We start from the raw sequence: 15,024 nt of genomic DNA, 5'->3' as shown, positions 1-15,024 counted from the left end.
TCCCTCCATGTTCGAACAGCTTCTCCGCCGCATCACCGACACCACCGACCGCCGCCTGCCCGACCCGGATTCGCGTCTGGCGCTGGCGGCGCTTCTGGTGCGGATCGCCCGCGCCGATGGCGAATACTCCTCGGCCGAGGTGGCACGGATCGACCGGGTGCTGGCGCGCCGCCATGGCCTTTCTGCGGCCGACGCCACCGCCCTGCGCCATGAGGCCGAGACGCTGGAGGCCGAGGCCCCCGACACCGTCCGCTTCACCCGCGCCCTGAAGGACGCCGTCCCGATGGAGGATCGCGACGCCCTGATGCAGGCGCTCTGGGCCGTGGCGCTGGCCGATGGCGGGCGCGATGCCAACGAAGATCAGTTGATCCGCCTCGTCGCCCGTCTTTTGGGCATCACCGATCAGGAATCGGCCTTGGCGCGTCAGAAGGTGCACCGGGACTGACGTTCGCGTTGCACCCGCCCGGCATCCCGCCTAAAAACGGGAAAAATCCGAGAGGCAACGTGACTCCACCCTCCGCTCCGGTCATCGAGGTCCGGAACCTGCACAAATCCTATGGCGATCTGACCGTGCTCCGGGGCGTGGACCTGACCGCGCCGCGCGGGCATGTGATCTCGCTGATCGGATCGTCCGGGTCCGGCAAATCGACGCTGCTGCGCTGCTGCAACCTGCTGGAGGACAGCGAGGACGGCACCATCCGTTTCGAGGGGGAGCCGGTGGTCTGGCGCGGCGAAGGGGCCGAACGTCATCCCGCCGATCGCAAGCAGGTGCTGCGCATCCGCACGAATCTCTCGATGGTGTTTCAGCAGTTCAACCTGTGGTCGCATATGACCATCCTTCAGAACGTGATGGAGGCGCCGATCACCGTGCTCGGCCGTCCGCGCGACGAGGTGGAGGAGAAGGCCCGCGCCTATCTTGCTAAGGTCGGGATCGGCGACAAGGCCGATGCATGGCCGTCGCAGCTGTCGGGCGGCCAGCAGCAGCGCGCCGCCATCGCGCGCGCGCTTTGCATGGAACCGCGCGCCCTGTTGTTCGACGAACCCACCAGCGCCCTCGACCCCGAGCTGGAGCAGGAGGTGGTCCGCGTCATCAAGGCCCTTGCCGATGAGGGGCGCACGATGATCATCGTGACGCATGACATGAAGATGGCGGCCGATTGTTCGGACCATGTCATCTTCCTGCATCAGGGTCGGATCGAGGAGGAAGGCGAACCCGCCCGCCTCTTCGGCGCTCCGCGTTCCGAACGGCTGCGCAGTTTCCTGTCGGCCGGCGGTCACTAACGATACTACACAGAACAATTCCCAGGGAGACGACGATGAAGACGATGATCCTGACCACCGCGCTTCTGGCGCTGACCGCCGGCAGCGTGTCGGCCCAGCAGGTCGTGCGCCTCGCCACGGAGGGCGCCTACCCTCCGTTCAACTTCATCAACGATGCGGGCCAGGTCGATGGGTTCGAAATCGCGCTGTTCAACGAGCTGTGCACCCGCGCCGAAGTCAGCTGCGAATGGGTCACGACCGATTGGGATGGCATGATCCCGAACCTGCAATCGGGCAATTTCGATGCGATCGTGGCCGGCATGTCCATCACGGATGAACGCCGCGAAGTGATCGACTTCACGCAGAACTACTACCCGCCGGCCTTCTCGGCCTATGCCGCGATGGACCCGGATGCCGATATCGAGGGCGGCGTCGTGGCCGCGCAGACGAACACCATCCAGGCCGCCCATGTCGCCGAAACCGGTGCGACGCTTCTGGAATACGCAACGCCCGACGAAGCCGTGGGCGCCGTCCGCAACGGCGAGGCCGATGCCGTCTTTTCCGACAGCGATTATCTGAAGCCGGTGGTGGACGAATCCGGCGGGGCCTTCGTCTGGCTGGGAGAGCCGGTTCAACTTGGCGACGGCATCGGCATGGGGCTGCGCAAGTCCGACACCGAGCTGAAAGCGACCTTCGACACCGCCATCCAATCCATGAAGGACGACGGCTCGCTCAACGCGCTGCTGACCGAATGGTTCGGCGGCGACGACGCGCCGCAATTCTAACGGCAGGGGCGCGCGGCCCCCGCCGCGCGCCGATCCCATGTTCGCCTATTGCGCCGATCCCAAGACCCTCGAAGGCCTGAACTGGCTGTCATGCTACCTCACCACGGGGACGCATCTGTCGTTCTATGCCTCGTTCCTGACGGTGCTGCTGCTGCTGGCCGTGACGGCGCCGGTGGCGCTGCTGTTCGGCTTTGCCGGCGCGATGGCCAGCCGGTCGGACCTGGCGCCGCTGCGCTGGACAGGGCGGATCTACATGGCGATGGTGCGGGGCATTCCCGACATCATCTTCTTTTTGTTCTTCATCATCGCGCTGGATCAGGGGCTCGAATACCTCGCCCATTTCCTGCGCTGCGACGATCTGAGCCAGCCCGTCCGTCAGGGGGGGGAGTTCCGCGTCTGCCCCGCCGCCAAGATCCCGCCGGGCAATGCGCCGCAGATCGTGCATCAGATCTATGCCTTCGTGCTGGCGGTCTTCACCTTCGCCATCGTCTTCGGCGCCTTTGCGGCCAATGTGCTGGCCGGGGCGATGAAGGCCGTGCCCCGCGCCCAGCTTGAAACCGCCGAAAGCTTCGGGATGACCCAGCGCCAGATCAACCGGCGCATCCTGATCCCGCAGATGTGGGTCCACGCCCTGCCCGGCCTGTCGAACCTGTGGATGATCCTCATCAAGGCGACGCCGCTGCTGTTCATCCTCGGCATTCAGGATATCGTCTATTGGGCGCAGCAGATCGGCGCGATGAAGACGCAGACCTACAGCTATCCGCATCCCGACTGGCGGCTGTGGTACTTCCTCGGGCTGCTGGTCTTCTATCTCGGCATGACGAAACTGTCGGAGATCGCGTTGAACCGCATCCTGTCCCGTGTCACCCCCGGCCAGCCGAAGGTGACGACATGACCTGCCTCGAGACGATTCAGGCCTATGGCTTGCGTTCGCTGGGATATGGCGAACGGCTGCTGCCGCGCGAAGGCTACGATCTGTGCCAGCAGTTCACGCTGATCGGATCGGGCCTGATCTGGAACATCTATTTCGCGGTGATCGCGCTGGCGGCGGGGTTCTTTCTGGCGACGGCGCTGGCCTTGGGCAAGACGGCGCATAGCGCGTGGATCCGCAAGCCCTGCGACTGGATCGTCTTCGTGTTCCGCGGCTCCCCGCTCTTCATCCAGTTCTTCGTGGCCTATCAGCTTCTGGTGCTGCTGCCGCGTCAGGGGCTGACCCTGCCGCTGGGACTGTTCGATCTGCATCTCGACACCGGTTGGACGACGCGGGCTTGGGCGGGGGCGACGCTGGTACTGTTCCTGAACACCGCCGCCTATACGTCCGAGATTTTCCTCGGCGCGCTGCGCTCGGTTCCGCGCGGCGATCTGGAGGCGGCCGAGGCCTATGGCATCGCCGGCTGGCAGCGTTTTCGTCGCATCCAATGGCCGACGATGCTGCGTCTGGCATGGCCCGCCTATACCAACGAGGCGATCTTCCTCTTCCACGCCACGACGCTGGTCTTCTTCTCGGGGTTCCCGGCCTATCAGCAGCGGGGCGACGCGCTGTATTATGCCAGCTATTTCGCGGGCCGGACCTTCAACCCCTTCGTGCCCTATCCGATCGTCGCGTTCTATTTCGTGTGTCTGACGCTGCTGCTCACATGGCTCTTCGGGCGCATCGGGCGGCATCTGAACCGGCACCTGCCCAGCAACCAGCGTCAACGCCGCCGGCCCCGCCTGCTGCCGCAGATCATCCGCTGACGGCAAGAAGCCTCGACAAGGGCGCGATCCTCTGACTAGGTTGCAGGCAGGCAATCTCGGAAACCCCATGCGGATCGGCATCTTGCAAACCGGCGACGCGCCGGCGGACCTTCGGCCCGAAAGCGGCGACTACCCTGACATGTTCCAGCGCCTTCTCGATGGGCGCGGCTTCACCTTCCGCACATGGCGGGTGGTGGATCTGGAGTTTCCCGCCACCGTCCACGAGGCGGATGGTTGGCTGATCACCGGCTCGCGCCATGGCGCCTACGAGGATCACGCCTTCATCCCCCCGCTGGAGGCGTTCATTCGCGACATCCATGCCGCCCGCGTGCCGCTGGTCGGGGTGTGCTTCGGCCATCAGATCATCGCGCAGGCCCTTGGCGGCCGGGTGGAGAAATTCGCCGGCGGCTGGTCGGTCGGTCCCACCGATTACCGGTTCGGCGACGAGACGCTGACCCTGAACGCATGGCATCAGGATCAGGTGGTGGCCCCGCCCCCCGGCGCGCGCACCGTGGCGCAATCCGATTTCTGCGCCCATGCCGCGCTGGCCTATGACGACCGGGCCTTCACCGTGCAGGCCCATCCCGAATTTCCCGACGCCTTCATCCGCGGCCTGATCCGCACGCGCGGCAAGGGCGTGGTGCCGGACCCGCTTCTGGCCGGGGCCGAGGCCCGGATGGGTCCGCCCAACAGCGCGGGCCGACTGGCGGACCATATCGCAGATTTCTTCACAGCGCCGAGGCAGGCATGACCAACTGGACCGACGAGATTCCCGAAGCTGCGCGCGATTACATCGCCGGGCGCCGTCTGGACGAGGTGGAGTGCATCGTGTCCGACATCGCGGGCGTGGCCCGCGGCAAGGCGATGCCCGCGTCCAAATTCGCGCGGCAGACGAGCTTTTTCCTGCCGAACTCGATCTTCCTGCAAACGATCACCGGGGAATGGGCCTCCAACCCGCTCGGCGCGTTCACCGAGCCGGACATGATCCTGCATCCCGACTATTCCACCGCCACCGCCGCGCCTTGGACCGCCGACATCACGTTGCAGGTCATCCATGACGCGGTAACCCAGTCGGGCGATCCGGTCCCCACCGCCCCGCGCAACGTGCTCAAGCGCATCGTGCAGCTATATGCCGACAAGGGCTGGAAACCGATCGTCGCCCCGGAGATGGAGTTCTTCCTCGTCGCGCGGAACATCGACCCGAACATGCCGGTCATGCCGCCCATGGGCCGTTCGGGTCGCCGCGCCGCCGGCCGTCAGGCCTATTCCATGAGTGCGGTGGACGAATACGGCAAGGTCATCGACGACATCTACGATTTCGCCGAACTTCAGGGATTCGAGATCGACGGCATCCTTCAGGAAGGCGGCGCCGGTCAGGTGGAGATCAACCTCGCCCATGGCGATCCGGTCAAGCTGGCCGATGAGATCTTCTTCTTCAAACGCCTGATCCGCGAGGCCGCGCTGCGCCACGACTGCTTCGCCACCTTCATGGCCAAGCCGATCGAGGGGGAGCCGGGCTCGGCCATGCATATCCACCACTCGGTCACGGATCTGGCGACCGGGCGCAACATCTTCTCGGACGACAAAGGCTCCGAGACGGATCACTTCTTGCATTTCATCGCCGGGATGCAGCGACATCTGCCGGCGGCGGTCGCGCTGCTGGCCCCTTATGTCAACAGCTACCGCCGCTATGTCCCGGACTTCGCGGCGCCGATCAACTTGGAATGGGGCCGCGACAACCGCACCACCGGCCTGCGCATCCCCATCTCCGGGCCGGAGGCACGGCGGCTGGAAAACCGCCTCGCGGGGATGGACTGCAACCCCTATCTCGGGATCGCGGCTTCGCTCGCCTGCGGGTATCTGGGGCTGGTGGAGCAGACGAAGCCCCGCCCCGAATGCATCGGCAGCGCCTATAACGTAGAGACGGACCTGCCCTACAACCTTGGCGATGCGCTGGATCTCTTGGACGAGAACATGGCCCTGCGCGATGTGCTGGGGCAGGATTTCTGCCGCTATTACGACGCGGTGAAGCGCAACGAATACAAGGAGTTCCTGCAGGTCATCAGCCCGTGGGAACGTGAGCATCTGCTGCTGAACGTATGAACCTGCTGACCGCCAACGACCGCCCCGGCACCTATCCGCCCAGTTGGTATGCCGCGACGGCGACGCCCCTGCCCGCCTTTCCCGCGCTGAAGGGGGCAGTGCGGGCGGATGTCTGCGTGGTGGGCGGCGGCTATACCGGGCTGTCGGCGGCGCTGCATCTGGCCGAACGCGGCTTCGATGTCGTCCTTCTGGAGGCGCATCGCGTGGGCTTCGGCGCGTCGGGGCGCAATGGCGGTCAGGTCGGTTCCGGCCAGCGGCTGGATCAGGACACGCTGGAGGGGATGGTGGGCCGCGCCGATGCCCGCCGCCTCTGGGATCTGGGGGAGGAGGCGAAGGCGCTCGTCCGCGATCTGATCGCGCGCCACGCCATGCCGGTGCCGTTCCAGCCCGGCATCGTCCACGCCGCCCGCACCGCATCCGAGGTGGCGCACGCCCATGCCTATGCCGAAAAGCTGGCGCGCGATTACGATTACGACCGGGTGGAGCCGCTGGACGCCGCCCGCATCGCCGCAATCCTCGGCACCGACCGCTTTCGCGGGGGCGATATCGACCGCGGCGCGGGCGCGATCCATCCGCTGAACTTCGCGCTCGGCCTTGCCCGGGCGGCCAAGGCCCGCATCTTCGAGGGCAGCACCGTCACGCGGTTGGACGGCACCACCGTGCACACCGCCGACGGGCATGTGCGCGCCGATCATGTGATCCTCGCCTGCAACGGCTATCTCGGCGGGCTGGAGCCGGGGGTGGCGGCGCGCGTCATGCCCATCAACAATTTCATCGTCGCCACCGAACCCGTGGAGGGCCTGATGGAGCCGGTGGCGGCGCATGACACCCGTTTCGTCGTCAACTACTGGCGCATGACCGAGGATCACCGCCTGCTCTTCGGCGGCGGCGAAAGCTATGGCTACCGTTTCCCCGACATCCTGCGCACGGTGCGCAAGCCGCTCTTGCAAGTCTATCCGCAGCTGCGCGATGTGCGGATCGAGTATGCATGGGGCGGAACGCTGGCGATCACGGTGAACCGCCTGCCCTGTTTCCGGCGGGTCGCGCCGGGGGTGCTGTCGGCCTCGGGCTATTCGGGGCATGGGGTGGCGATGGCGACGCTGGCCGGGCGCATCCTTGCCGAAACCGTCGCCGGAGAGGCGGGCCGTTTCGATCTGATGGCCAGCCTGCCGCAGCCCCGGTTCCCGGGCGGCGCGGCGATGCGCGCGCCCTTGCTGGCGACCGCGATGACATGGTTCGCCCTGCGCGACCGGCTCGGTGTCTGACATGGACAGCCGATTGCGGCACGGATAGGCTGGCGGCAACGAACAAGGAGCCTGCCATGCGTGACGACGCCCCCCGCAGCTGGGATAGCCGTGCCGAAGCCGCCACGTTCTACGGCTTCACAGACCTGCCTTCGGTGGCGCAGCGCGGCACGGTCGTGCTGACGCATGGCGAAGGGCCCTATGTCTTCGACACGGCCGGAAAACGCTATTTCGACAGCAATTCGGGCCTGTGGAACATGGTCGCGGGCTTCGACCACCCCAAGCTGGCCGAAGCGGCAAAGGCCCAGTACGACCGTTTCCCCGGCTATCACGCCTTCTTCGGGCGGATGTCGGATCAGACGGTGATGCTGTCCGAACGTCTGGTGGAGGTGTCGCCCTTCGCCTCGGGCAAGGTCTTCTACACCAATTCGGGGTCGGAGGCGAACGACACCATGGTGAAGATGCTGTGGTTCCTCGGCGGTGCCGAAGGGCAGCCGCAGCGACGCAAGATCATCACCCGCTGGAACAGCTATCACGGGGTGACGGCGGTGTCGGCCTCGATGACGGGCAAACCTTACAACTCGGTCTTCGGTCTGCCGCTGCCGGGCTTCCTCCATGTCGGATCGCCCCATTACTGGCGCTTCGGCCAAGAGGGCGAGACGGAGGAGGCGTTCACGCAGCGCCTCGCCCATGAGCTGGAGGCGACGATCATCAAGGAAGGCCCGGACACGATCGCCGGATTCTTCGCCGAACCCGTGATCGGTGCGGGCGGGGTGATCCCGCCCTCCAAAGGGTATTTCCAAGCGATTCAGGCGGTGCTGAAACGCTACGGCATTCCGCTGATCGCCGATGAGGTGATTTGCGGCTTCGGGCGCACGGGCAATGTCTGGGGCAGCCAGACCTTCGATTTCGTGCCCGATGCGATCATCGCCTCCAAGGCGATGACGGCGGGGTATTTCCCGATGGGCGCGGTCGTCCTCGGGCCGGAACTGGCGCAGCGCCTGCAAAATGCAAGCGAGGCGATCGAGGAGTTTCCGCATGGCTTCACCGCCTCGGGGCATCCGGTCGGCTGTGCGGTGTCGCTGGCGGCGATCGACCTGATCCTGAACGGCGGGCTTCTGGACAATGTCCGCGCGCTGACGCCGCGCTTCGAAGCGGGCATGGCGGAACTCGCCGGTCATGCCAATATCGGCGAATGGCGCGGCGCGGGCCTGATGGGCGCGCTCGAAGCGGTGCAGGACAAGGCGACGAAAACGCCCTTCGCCTCCAACCTGTCGGTGAGCGAGCGTATCGCCAACACCTGCACCGATCACGGGCTGATCTGCCGCCCGCTCGGCCAGTCCATCGTGCTGTGCCCGCCCTTCATCTGCACCGAAAGCCATCTCGACGAGATGTTCGAGAAGCTGGCCGCCGCCCTGCGTCAGGTCTTCGCCGAGGTCGCCTAGGCCGGGGCGCAGACCCGGAACCCCGCGTTCCCGACCGAGCTGTCGGGATCGTTGCGGGTGCGCGAATGGACGTGGTAGCGGTCGCAATAGCTGACATGGCACAGGTAGGAGCCGCCGCGCTGCACTCGCGCCTGCCCCGCCTCGGGGCCGACCGGATCGACATCCGGCAGGCGCCCCGGCGCGGGATGCGGTGCAAAGCGGTCCGCCACCCATTCCCAGACATTGCCGGTCATGTTGTACATGCCATAGCCATTGGGCTGGAAACTGCGGGCGGGCGCGGTGCCGATCCAGCCATCCTCGGCGGTGTTGTGATGCGGGAAGGTGCCTTGGAAGGTGTTCATCGCAAAGGCGCCGCCGGGCATCATCTCATCGCCCCACGGGAACTTGCGCTTGGCAAGGCCGCCGCGGGCGGCGCGTTCCCATTGCGCCTCGGTCGGCAGGGACAGGCCGGACCATGTGCAATAGGCCAGCGCGTCGTACCATGCGATCTGCACCACCGGATGATCGCCGCGGCCCGCAAGGTCCGATCCCGGCCCCTCGGGGGCGGACCAGCAGGCGCCGTCCACCTTGCGCCACCACCGCGCGCCGGGCGGGCTTTCGGGCCATGCCTCGGCATCGGGCAGCAGCAGGTGAAAGACGAAGGCCCACCCCTCTTGCTCGGCCACGGTGCGATAGCCGGTGGCGGCGACGAAACGGGCATATTCGTCATTCGTCACCGTCGCCGGTGCCATCCGAAACGGCGCGAGCTTGACCTTGCGCCGCGGGCTGTCGCCGTCATCGGCAAAGGTGGAACGGCGGGCCCCCATCTCGAAGATGCCGCCGGGCACGGGCAGCAGCGCCGCGCGCAGCTCCTGCATCACCGCATCCTCGGCGCGCGGAACGGCGGTCGCGCGCGACAGCAGCAGGGCGTCGCCGGTCAGGACGGTGTCGCGGCGGGCGCCGCAGCAGGGCTTCTTCTCCATCGGGTCAGCTTTCCAGCAGATCGCGGGCCGCATCCCGCGCGGCATCGGTGACGACATCACCGGCCAGCATCCGGCCGACTTCCTCCACCCGCTGATCGTCCGTCAGCGCCAGCACGGTCGAGGTCGTCATCCCGTCCCGCACCCGCTTTTCCACTCGCCAATGATGCGCGCCAAGCGCGGCCACCTGCGGCGAGTGCGTCACGACCAGCACCTGCCCGCCTTCGGCCAGCGCCTTCAACCGGCGGCCCACGGCATTGGCGGTCGCCCCGCCGACACCGCGGTCGATTTCGTCGAAGATCATCGTCACATCGCGCGAATCCCCCGTCAGGCAGACCTTCAGCGCCAGAAGGAAGCGCGACAACTCCCCGCCCGAGGCGATCTTGTTCAACGGTCCGGGCGGTGCGCCGGGGTTGGTGGCGACGGTGAAGGCGACGGCATCCGCGCCCTCCCCCCCGGCTTCGGCGGGCGTCACCAGCGTTTCGAAGACCGCGCGCTCCATCTTTAGGGGGGCGAGTTCCGCCGCCATGGCCCGATCGAGCGCGACCGCCGCCTTGCGCCGCGCGGCGGTCAGCGCGTCGGCGGCGGCGCGATAGGTCAGTTCGGTGTCCGACAAGGCGCTGCGCAGACCGGCAATGTCCCGCTCCCCCCCATCGAGTGCGGCAAGGCGGCGGCGCAGCCCTTCGGCGAAATCGCCCAACTCATCGGCCAGAACGCCGTGCTTGCGCGCCAAGGCGCGGATGGCGAACAGCCGCTCCTCCAGCGCCTCGAGCTCGTGCGGATCGAAATCGAGGGCCGACAGGCACTGCTCGACACCCTGCTGCGCATCGCCCAATTCGGCCATGACGCGGCCAAGCGCCGCCAGCGCGGGATCGAGACGCCCTTCCGCCCGGTCGGCCGCACCCTCCAGCCAGCGCATCGCGTCCATCAGAACGCCCTCCGCCCCCTGATCGGACAAGGCGTGATGGGCGCGGGCGATATCGTCGCGGATGCGCTCGGCCCCCTGCATCGCGCGGCGGCGTGTGTCGAGGCTCGCCTCCTCGCCGGCCTGCGGGTCCAGCTTGTCGAGTTCGGCGACGGCGTGGCGCAGGAAATCCTCCTCGGCGCGGATGGCATCCAGCGCGCTTTCCGCCTCCATCAGGCGGCGGCGGGCGGTGCCCATCTCCTGCCATGCGCGGCGCACGGGGCCGACATCCAGCCGCCCATAGGCGTCCAGCATCAGCCGGTGGCCGCGCGGGTTCAGAAGGCCGCGATCGTCATGCTGACCATGCAGTTCCACCAGCACATCCGACAGGGTCCGCAGCACCTCGCCCGAGACGCGGCGATCGTTGACCCATGCCGTCTTGCGCCCATCGGCATGGTTCACGCGGCGCAGAATCAGCTCATCCTCGGCGGCGATGCCCGCTTCGGCCAGCACGCCCCGGGCGGCATGGCTGGGCGGCAGGTCGAAGACCGCCGTCACCTCGCCAGTATCCGCGCCCGAGCGGACGAGTTCCGCCCGCCCGCGCCATCCCAGCACGAAGCCCAGCGAATCGAGCAGGATGGACTTGCCCGCCCCCGTTTCGCCGGTCAGCACGTTCAGCCCCGGCTGGAACGCCAGCGAGAGCCGCTCGATGATCAGCATGTCCCGAATGTCGAGAGCGCGCAGCATGGTCGTTCCCCGCCGGGTTACAGCCACTCACCCCGGACGGTCTGCCGGTAGATGCTGGCCAGCCAGTTGTCCCCCGTCACATCGGGGTTGAGCCCGCGGCCCGTCAGAAGCCGGTGCGCATCGTCATAGAAGGGAGAGGCCTGATAGTTGTAGCCAAGGATCGCCCCCGCCGTCTGCGCCTCGGCCGTCAGGCCAAGCGCGAGATAGCTTTCGACCAAGCGCAGCAGCGCCTCCGGCGTCTGGCTGGTGGTCTGATACTGCTCCACCACGGCGCGGAAACGGCTGATCGCCGCCGTGTAGTTCTGCCGCTTCAGATAGTAGCGGCCGATCTCCATCTCCTTGGCGGCCAGGTGGTCGAAGGCGAGGTCGAACTGCAACGTGGCGCTGCGGGCGTATTCGCTGTCGGGATAGCGTTCGATCACCGTGCGCAGCGATTGCAGCGCCTGGAAGGTCAGGCCCTGATCGCGGCCGACCTCGTCGATCTGATCGTAATAGGACAGCGCGATCAGATATTGCGCATAGGCCGCATCGTCGTCCCCGCCGTAATAATCGAGGAAACGCTGCGCCGCTTCGCGCGCTTTGTCGTATTCCTTGGCCTGATGATAGGCAAAGGCCTGCATGATCAGGGCGCGGCGCGCATAGAGGGTATAAGGGTAACGCTGTTCGATGGCATCGAAGTAGCGCAGGGCGCGTTCGGGGTTGTCCTGATCCAGCGCGGCCTGACCGCTGCTGAAGATCTGATCGGCGCTCTGCCCCTCGAGATTGATGCCGTCGCGATCACCGCGCGGCCCGCAGCCGGCAAGCAGACCCGCGACGAAAAGCGCGCTGAGGATCCGCCCGCCTGCCCTTGTGCCTGTCATCTTTCGCCTATCCTCGTGCCTTGCCCTTCGGCCACCCGGGACGGCGCGACAGGGTCTCGGCCCTGTCCTAGCACAGAAAAATCCGGGTGGCAAAACGCCTTTCGCCCGCTCAGGCCACGGCCCGAAGGTCAGCCCGAACCACGCCGACGCCCGGCAGCTTCAGCTCGGTCGAGCCGCCGCATTCCACCATCTGCCACGCACCGGGTTTGGCGAACAGCGCCCGCAGAAGGCGGTTCGTCATGGCATGGCCCGAGCGCACGCCGGTGTAGCGGCCCAGAATCGGCCCGCCCGCCAGCGCCAGATCGCCCAAAGCGTCGAGCATCTTGTGGCGCACCGGTTCGTCCCGGTGACGCAGCCCGCCCGGCGACAGAACACGTTCGCCGTCGAAGACCACGGCATTGTCGAGCGTGCCGCCAAGGGCCAGACCGTTCGCCTGCATCGCGTCCACGTCGGACTGGCGGCAGAAGGTGCGGCTGTCGCACAGCTCGCGCACGAAGGCGCCGTTGGCCATGTTCAGGCGTTTGGCCTGACGCCCGATCGCGGCTTCGGCGAAATCGATACGGAAATCGATCTCCAGCATGTCGGCGGGATCGAGGCGGGCGACGGCCTCCCCCTCGCGCACTTCGACCGATTTCAGCACGCGGATCGCACGAACCGGAACGGCCTGTTCCCGCAGGCCCGCCGCAAGGAAACGGTCCACGAACACCGCTGCCGAACCGTCGAGGATCGGAACTTCCGGGCCGTCGATCTCGATCAGGGCGTTGTGGATGCCGCAGCCGGCCAGCGCCGCCATCACATGCTCCACCGTGGAGACGGTGGCACCGGCGTCGTTGTTGAGCAGCGTGCAAAGTTTCGAGGGTTCGACCGAATCCCACCGGGCGGGGATCATCGCGTCACCCGACACGATGTCCGTGCGGCGGAACCAGATGCCGTAATCTGCCGATGCAGGACGCACGATCATGCGCACCGGCCGACCGGTGTGGAGACCCAGACCGGAGAAGCTGACAGCGGATTTCAAAGTGGTTTGCACGGGATCGACTTTCTCTCACTTCGCTCGCACCGGCGGATGACCGCTTGGCACAAGTGTTAATTAAGTGCGGAAAGCCGGAGGCTCAATTCACTCTTTATGACGCCATGTGACAGGATGTGCAGCGACGCAAGTGATTGATATCAATAATAAAAAGGCCCGGCGATCACCGGGCCCCTTCATTCTGTTGCAGGATCAGTTGGCCTGCCGACGCAGGAAGGCCGGAATGTCGATCCGCTCCTGATCGGGATTCTGTTCTTCTTGCTCCTCATAGGCGACCTGCTGCGAGGTGCGGGTCGGCTGCGGGCGCGGCTCGGGCTGATCGGCATGGCCGGCCATCCGGTTGATCAGCGATCCGATGCCGAAGCGCGGACGCTCCCCCTGCTGGGGCTGGCGCGGTGCGGGCTGCGCCGGACGCGGGGCCGACGAGGTCTGCGCCGCCGAACCACGGGCCGGGGCCTTGCTGACCGCTGCCGCAAGGCGGGCCATCGTTTCGGGCGAGGGCTGACCGGCCGAACGCGGGCGCGGCGCAACGAACGCACCGGCGTCTTCGTTCATCGGGGCGCTGGCGCGGGGCTGCGGGCGCGGCTGGGGCGCGGGCTGCGGCGGCTGGGCGGCCTCGGCCGGTGCGGGGCGATAGGCGGGCGGCGGCAGATCGGCCGGCTCTTCTTCCAGCTCTTCGCGCGGCGGCTCGAACATCGGGCGGGTCGCGACGGGTTCGGCGCGCGGGGCCGGAGCCGGCGCGGCGGGCTTGGAAGCGACCATGCGCTCCTCGGCCTTCTGCATCGGCGTGGACAGCGGCTGCGAGGACGGACGCGTCGGTGCGGACACCTGCGATTTCGACGCCTCGATCCCCGTGGCGACGACGGACACGCGGATGCGGCCTTCCATCGTGGTGTCCAGCGTGGAACCGACGATGATGTTGGCGTCGGGATCGACCTTGTCGCGGATGGCCTGGGCGGCCTCGTCCAGTTCGAACAGGGTCAGATCGTAGCCGCCGGTGATGTTGATCAGCACACCCTTGGCGCCGTTCAGGCTGATCTCGTCCAGAAGCGGGTTGGCGATCGCCTTCTCGGCGGCCATCTTGGCGCGCTCGTCGCCCTCGGCCTCACCCGTGCCCATCATGGCCTTGCCCATCTCGTCCATCACGGCGCGCACGTCCGCAAAGTCGAGGTTGATGAGGCCCGGACGCACCATCAGGTCCGTCACGCCCTTCACGCCCTGATACAGCACGTCATCGGCCATCGCGAAGGCTTCGGTGAAGGTCGTGCGCTCGTTCGCAAGGCGGAACAGGTTCTGGTTCGGAATGATGATCAGCGTATCGACGACCTTCTGAAGGTTCTCGATCCCCTCCTCGGCCTGACGCATCCGCTTGTTGCCTTCGAACTGGAAGGGCTTGGTCACGACGCCGACGGTCAGCACGCCCAATTCACGCGCGGCCTGCGCGATGATCGGGGCCGCCCCGGTGCCGGTGCCGCCGCCCATACCGGCGGTGATGAAGCACATATGCGCACCGGCCAGATGATCGACGATCTCTTCGATCGTCTCTTCGGCGGCGGCCGCGCCGACCGAAGGCCGCGCCCCGGCGCCCAGCCCTTCGGTGACCTTCAGACCCATCTGGATCTTGCTGCCGGCATTGCTCTGCTGCAGGGCCTGCGCGTCGGTGTTCGCGACGACGAACTCCACCCCTTCGAGCTGCTGCTCGATCATGTTGTTGACGGCATTGCCGCCAGCGCCGCCGACACCGAACACGGTGATGCGCGGCTTCAGTTCTTCCCGGGGGTCGTTCATCAGATTGAGGGGCATTGCGTTCCGCCTGTGTTCAATGTCCTGCGGCACCGTTCGCGGCGCCCATTCGCGCTTTTACCGGAGAGTTTAGACTCAACCCGTCGCAACGTCACCCGGAAAAGCGGGGACTGCACAAAATATGGATCGGCGCGCCCCGACCTCGGC

At 66.8% G+C, this 15,024-nt stretch carries 14 protein-coding genes; 9 read left to right on the top strand and 5 right to left on the bottom strand.

From position 1 onward, the window contains the following. The first annotated feature begins 7 nt into the window (after positions 1 to 7). From GR316_RS01320 to GR316_RS01280, 9 genes are all read left to right on the top strand, one after another. Positions 8 to 445, top strand: a complete 438-nt coding sequence (locus GR316_RS01320; protein WP_211784281.1) for a tellurite resistance TerB family protein — start codon at positions 8 to 10, stop codon at positions 443 to 445. A 59-nt stretch (positions 446 to 504) separates the two neighbouring features. After that, positions 505 to 1,281 (top strand): ABC transporter ATP-binding protein, encoded by a 777-nt coding sequence (locus tag GR316_RS01315; protein ID WP_211784280.1) that lies wholly within the window; start codon positions 505 to 507, stop codon positions 1,279 to 1,281. A 35-nt stretch (positions 1,282 to 1,316) separates the two neighbouring features. Continuing rightward, positions 1,317 to 2,045, top strand: coding sequence for a transporter substrate-binding domain-containing protein (locus GR316_RS01310; RefSeq protein WP_211784279.1), 729 nt, complete (start codon positions 1,317 to 1,319; stop codon positions 2,043 to 2,045). Positions 2,046 to 2,082: 37 nt separating this feature from the next. Further along, a complete protein-coding gene (locus GR316_RS01305; RefSeq protein ID WP_211784278.1) occupies positions 2,083 to 2,940 on the top strand; it encodes an ABC transporter permease in 858 nt (285 codons plus the stop codon). Further along, positions 2,937 to 3,782, top strand: coding sequence for an ABC transporter permease (locus GR316_RS01300; protein ID WP_211784277.1), 846 nt, complete (start codon positions 2,937 to 2,939; stop codon positions 3,780 to 3,782). Before GR316_RS01305 ends, GR316_RS01300 begins: the two co-directional genes overlap by 4 nt. Positions 3,783 to 3,849: 67 nt before the next feature. Further along, the gene (locus GR316_RS01295; protein ID WP_211784276.1) at positions 3,850 to 4,533 is read left to right on the top strand and encodes a type 1 glutamine amidotransferase; all 684 of its coding nucleotides are present in this window, start codon (positions 3,850 to 3,852) and stop codon (positions 4,531 to 4,533) included. Then, positions 4,530 to 5,885 (top strand): glutamine synthetase family protein, encoded by a 1,356-nt coding sequence (locus GR316_RS01290; protein WP_211784275.1) that lies wholly within the window; start codon positions 4,530 to 4,532, stop codon positions 5,883 to 5,885. The genes GR316_RS01295 and GR316_RS01290 overlap by 4 nt, the downstream gene beginning before the upstream one ends. After that, positions 5,882 to 7,150 carry an NAD(P)/FAD-dependent oxidoreductase gene (locus GR316_RS01285; protein WP_211784274.1) on the top strand — a complete coding sequence of 423 codons (1,269 nt, stop codon included), beginning with the start codon at positions 5,882 to 5,884 and terminating at the stop codon, positions 7,148 to 7,150. Before GR316_RS01290 ends, GR316_RS01285 begins: the two co-directional genes overlap by 4 nt. Before the next feature lie 56 nt (positions 7,151 to 7,206). After that, a complete protein-coding gene (locus GR316_RS01280) occupies positions 7,207 to 8,574 on the top strand; it encodes an aminotransferase (RefSeq protein ID WP_211784273.1) in 1,368 nt (455 codons plus the stop codon). Here the strand turns inward: GR316_RS01280 and GR316_RS01275 are convergent. The 5 genes from GR316_RS01275 to ftsZ form a co-directional block, all read right to left on the bottom strand. Then, complete coding sequence (locus GR316_RS01275) at positions 8,571 to 9,536, bottom strand: formylglycine-generating enzyme family protein (RefSeq protein ID WP_211784272.1); 966 nt, start codon at positions 9,534 to 9,536, stop codon at positions 8,571 to 8,573. The two genes, GR316_RS01280 and GR316_RS01275, sit on opposite strands and share 4 nt — an antisense overlap. Positions 9,537 to 9,540: 4 nt before the next feature. Continuing rightward, positions 9,541 to 11,184 carry a DNA repair protein RecN gene (gene recN / locus GR316_RS01270; RefSeq protein WP_211784271.1) on the bottom strand — a complete coding sequence of 548 codons (1,644 nt, stop codon included), beginning with the start codon at positions 11,182 to 11,184 and terminating at the stop codon, positions 9,541 to 9,543. A 17-nt stretch (positions 11,185 to 11,201) separates the two neighbouring features. Continuing rightward, positions 11,202 to 12,044 (bottom strand): outer membrane protein assembly factor BamD, encoded by an 843-nt coding sequence (locus GR316_RS01265; protein ID WP_211784270.1) that lies wholly within the window; start codon positions 12,042 to 12,044, stop codon positions 11,202 to 11,204. A gap of 109 nt (positions 12,045 to 12,153) precedes the next feature. Then, a complete protein-coding gene (gene lpxC / locus GR316_RS01260) occupies positions 12,154 to 13,074 on the bottom strand; it encodes a UDP-3-O-acyl-N-acetylglucosamine deacetylase (RefSeq protein WP_211784269.1) in 921 nt (306 codons plus the stop codon). Between the two features lie 192 nt (positions 13,075 to 13,266). Beyond that, positions 13,267 to 14,877 carry a cell division protein FtsZ gene (gene ftsZ, locus GR316_RS01255; RefSeq protein ID WP_211784268.1) on the bottom strand — a complete coding sequence of 537 codons (1,611 nt, stop codon included), beginning with the start codon at positions 14,875 to 14,877 and terminating at the stop codon, positions 13,267 to 13,269. Positions 14,878 to 15,024: the final 147 nt, after the last annotated feature.

It is taken from the genome of Falsirhodobacter algicola (genome assembly GCF_018279165.1).
In the GTDB taxonomy this organism is placed as follows: domain Bacteria; phylum Pseudomonadota; class Alphaproteobacteria; order Rhodobacterales; family Rhodobacteraceae; genus Falsirhodobacter; species Falsirhodobacter algicola.
Note: the sequence above shows the minus strand (reverse complement) of the source record. Positions and strands in the feature narration are given on the sequence as shown.

Bases quoted from the DNA above. Each gene is read 5' to 3' on its own strand.
- ftsZ (WP_211784268.1), bottom strand. From the start codon at position 14,877: ATGCCCCTCAATCTGATGAACGACCCCCGGGAAGAACTGAAGCCGCGC.
- recN (WP_211784271.1), bottom strand. From the start codon at position 11,184: ATGCTGCGCGCTCTCGACATTCGGGACATGCTGATCATCGAGCGGCTC.
- GR316_RS01275 (WP_211784272.1), bottom strand. From the start codon at position 9,536: ATGGAGAAGAAGCCCTGCTGCGGCGCCCGCCGCGACACCGTCCTGACC.
- GR316_RS01295 (WP_211784276.1), top strand. From the start codon at position 3,850: ATGCGGATCGGCATCTTGCAAACCGGCGACGCGCCGGCGGACCTTCGG.
- GR316_RS01320 (WP_211784281.1), top strand. From the start codon at position 8: ATGTTCGAACAGCTTCTCCGCCGCATCACCGACACCACCGACCGCCGC.
- GR316_RS01290 (WP_211784275.1), top strand. From the start codon at position 4,530: ATGACCAACTGGACCGACGAGATTCCCGAAGCTGCGCGCGATTACATC.
- GR316_RS01265 (WP_211784270.1), bottom strand. From the start codon at position 12,044: ATGACAGGCACAAGGGCAGGCGGGCGGATCCTCAGCGCGCTTTTCGTC.
- GR316_RS01280 (WP_211784273.1), top strand. From the start codon at position 7,207: ATGCGTGACGACGCCCCCCGCAGCTGGGATAGCCGTGCCGAAGCCGCC.
- GR316_RS01305 (WP_211784278.1), top strand. From the start codon at position 2,083: ATGTTCGCCTATTGCGCCGATCCCAAGACCCTCGAAGGCCTGAACTGG.
- GR316_RS01310 (WP_211784279.1), top strand. From the start codon at position 1,317: ATGAAGACGATGATCCTGACCACCGCGCTTCTGGCGCTGACCGCCGGC.
- GR316_RS01300 (WP_211784277.1), top strand. From the start codon at position 2,937: ATGACCTGCCTCGAGACGATTCAGGCCTATGGCTTGCGTTCGCTGGGA.
- GR316_RS01285 (WP_211784274.1), top strand. From the start codon at position 5,882: ATGAACCTGCTGACCGCCAACGACCGCCCCGGCACCTATCCGCCCAGT.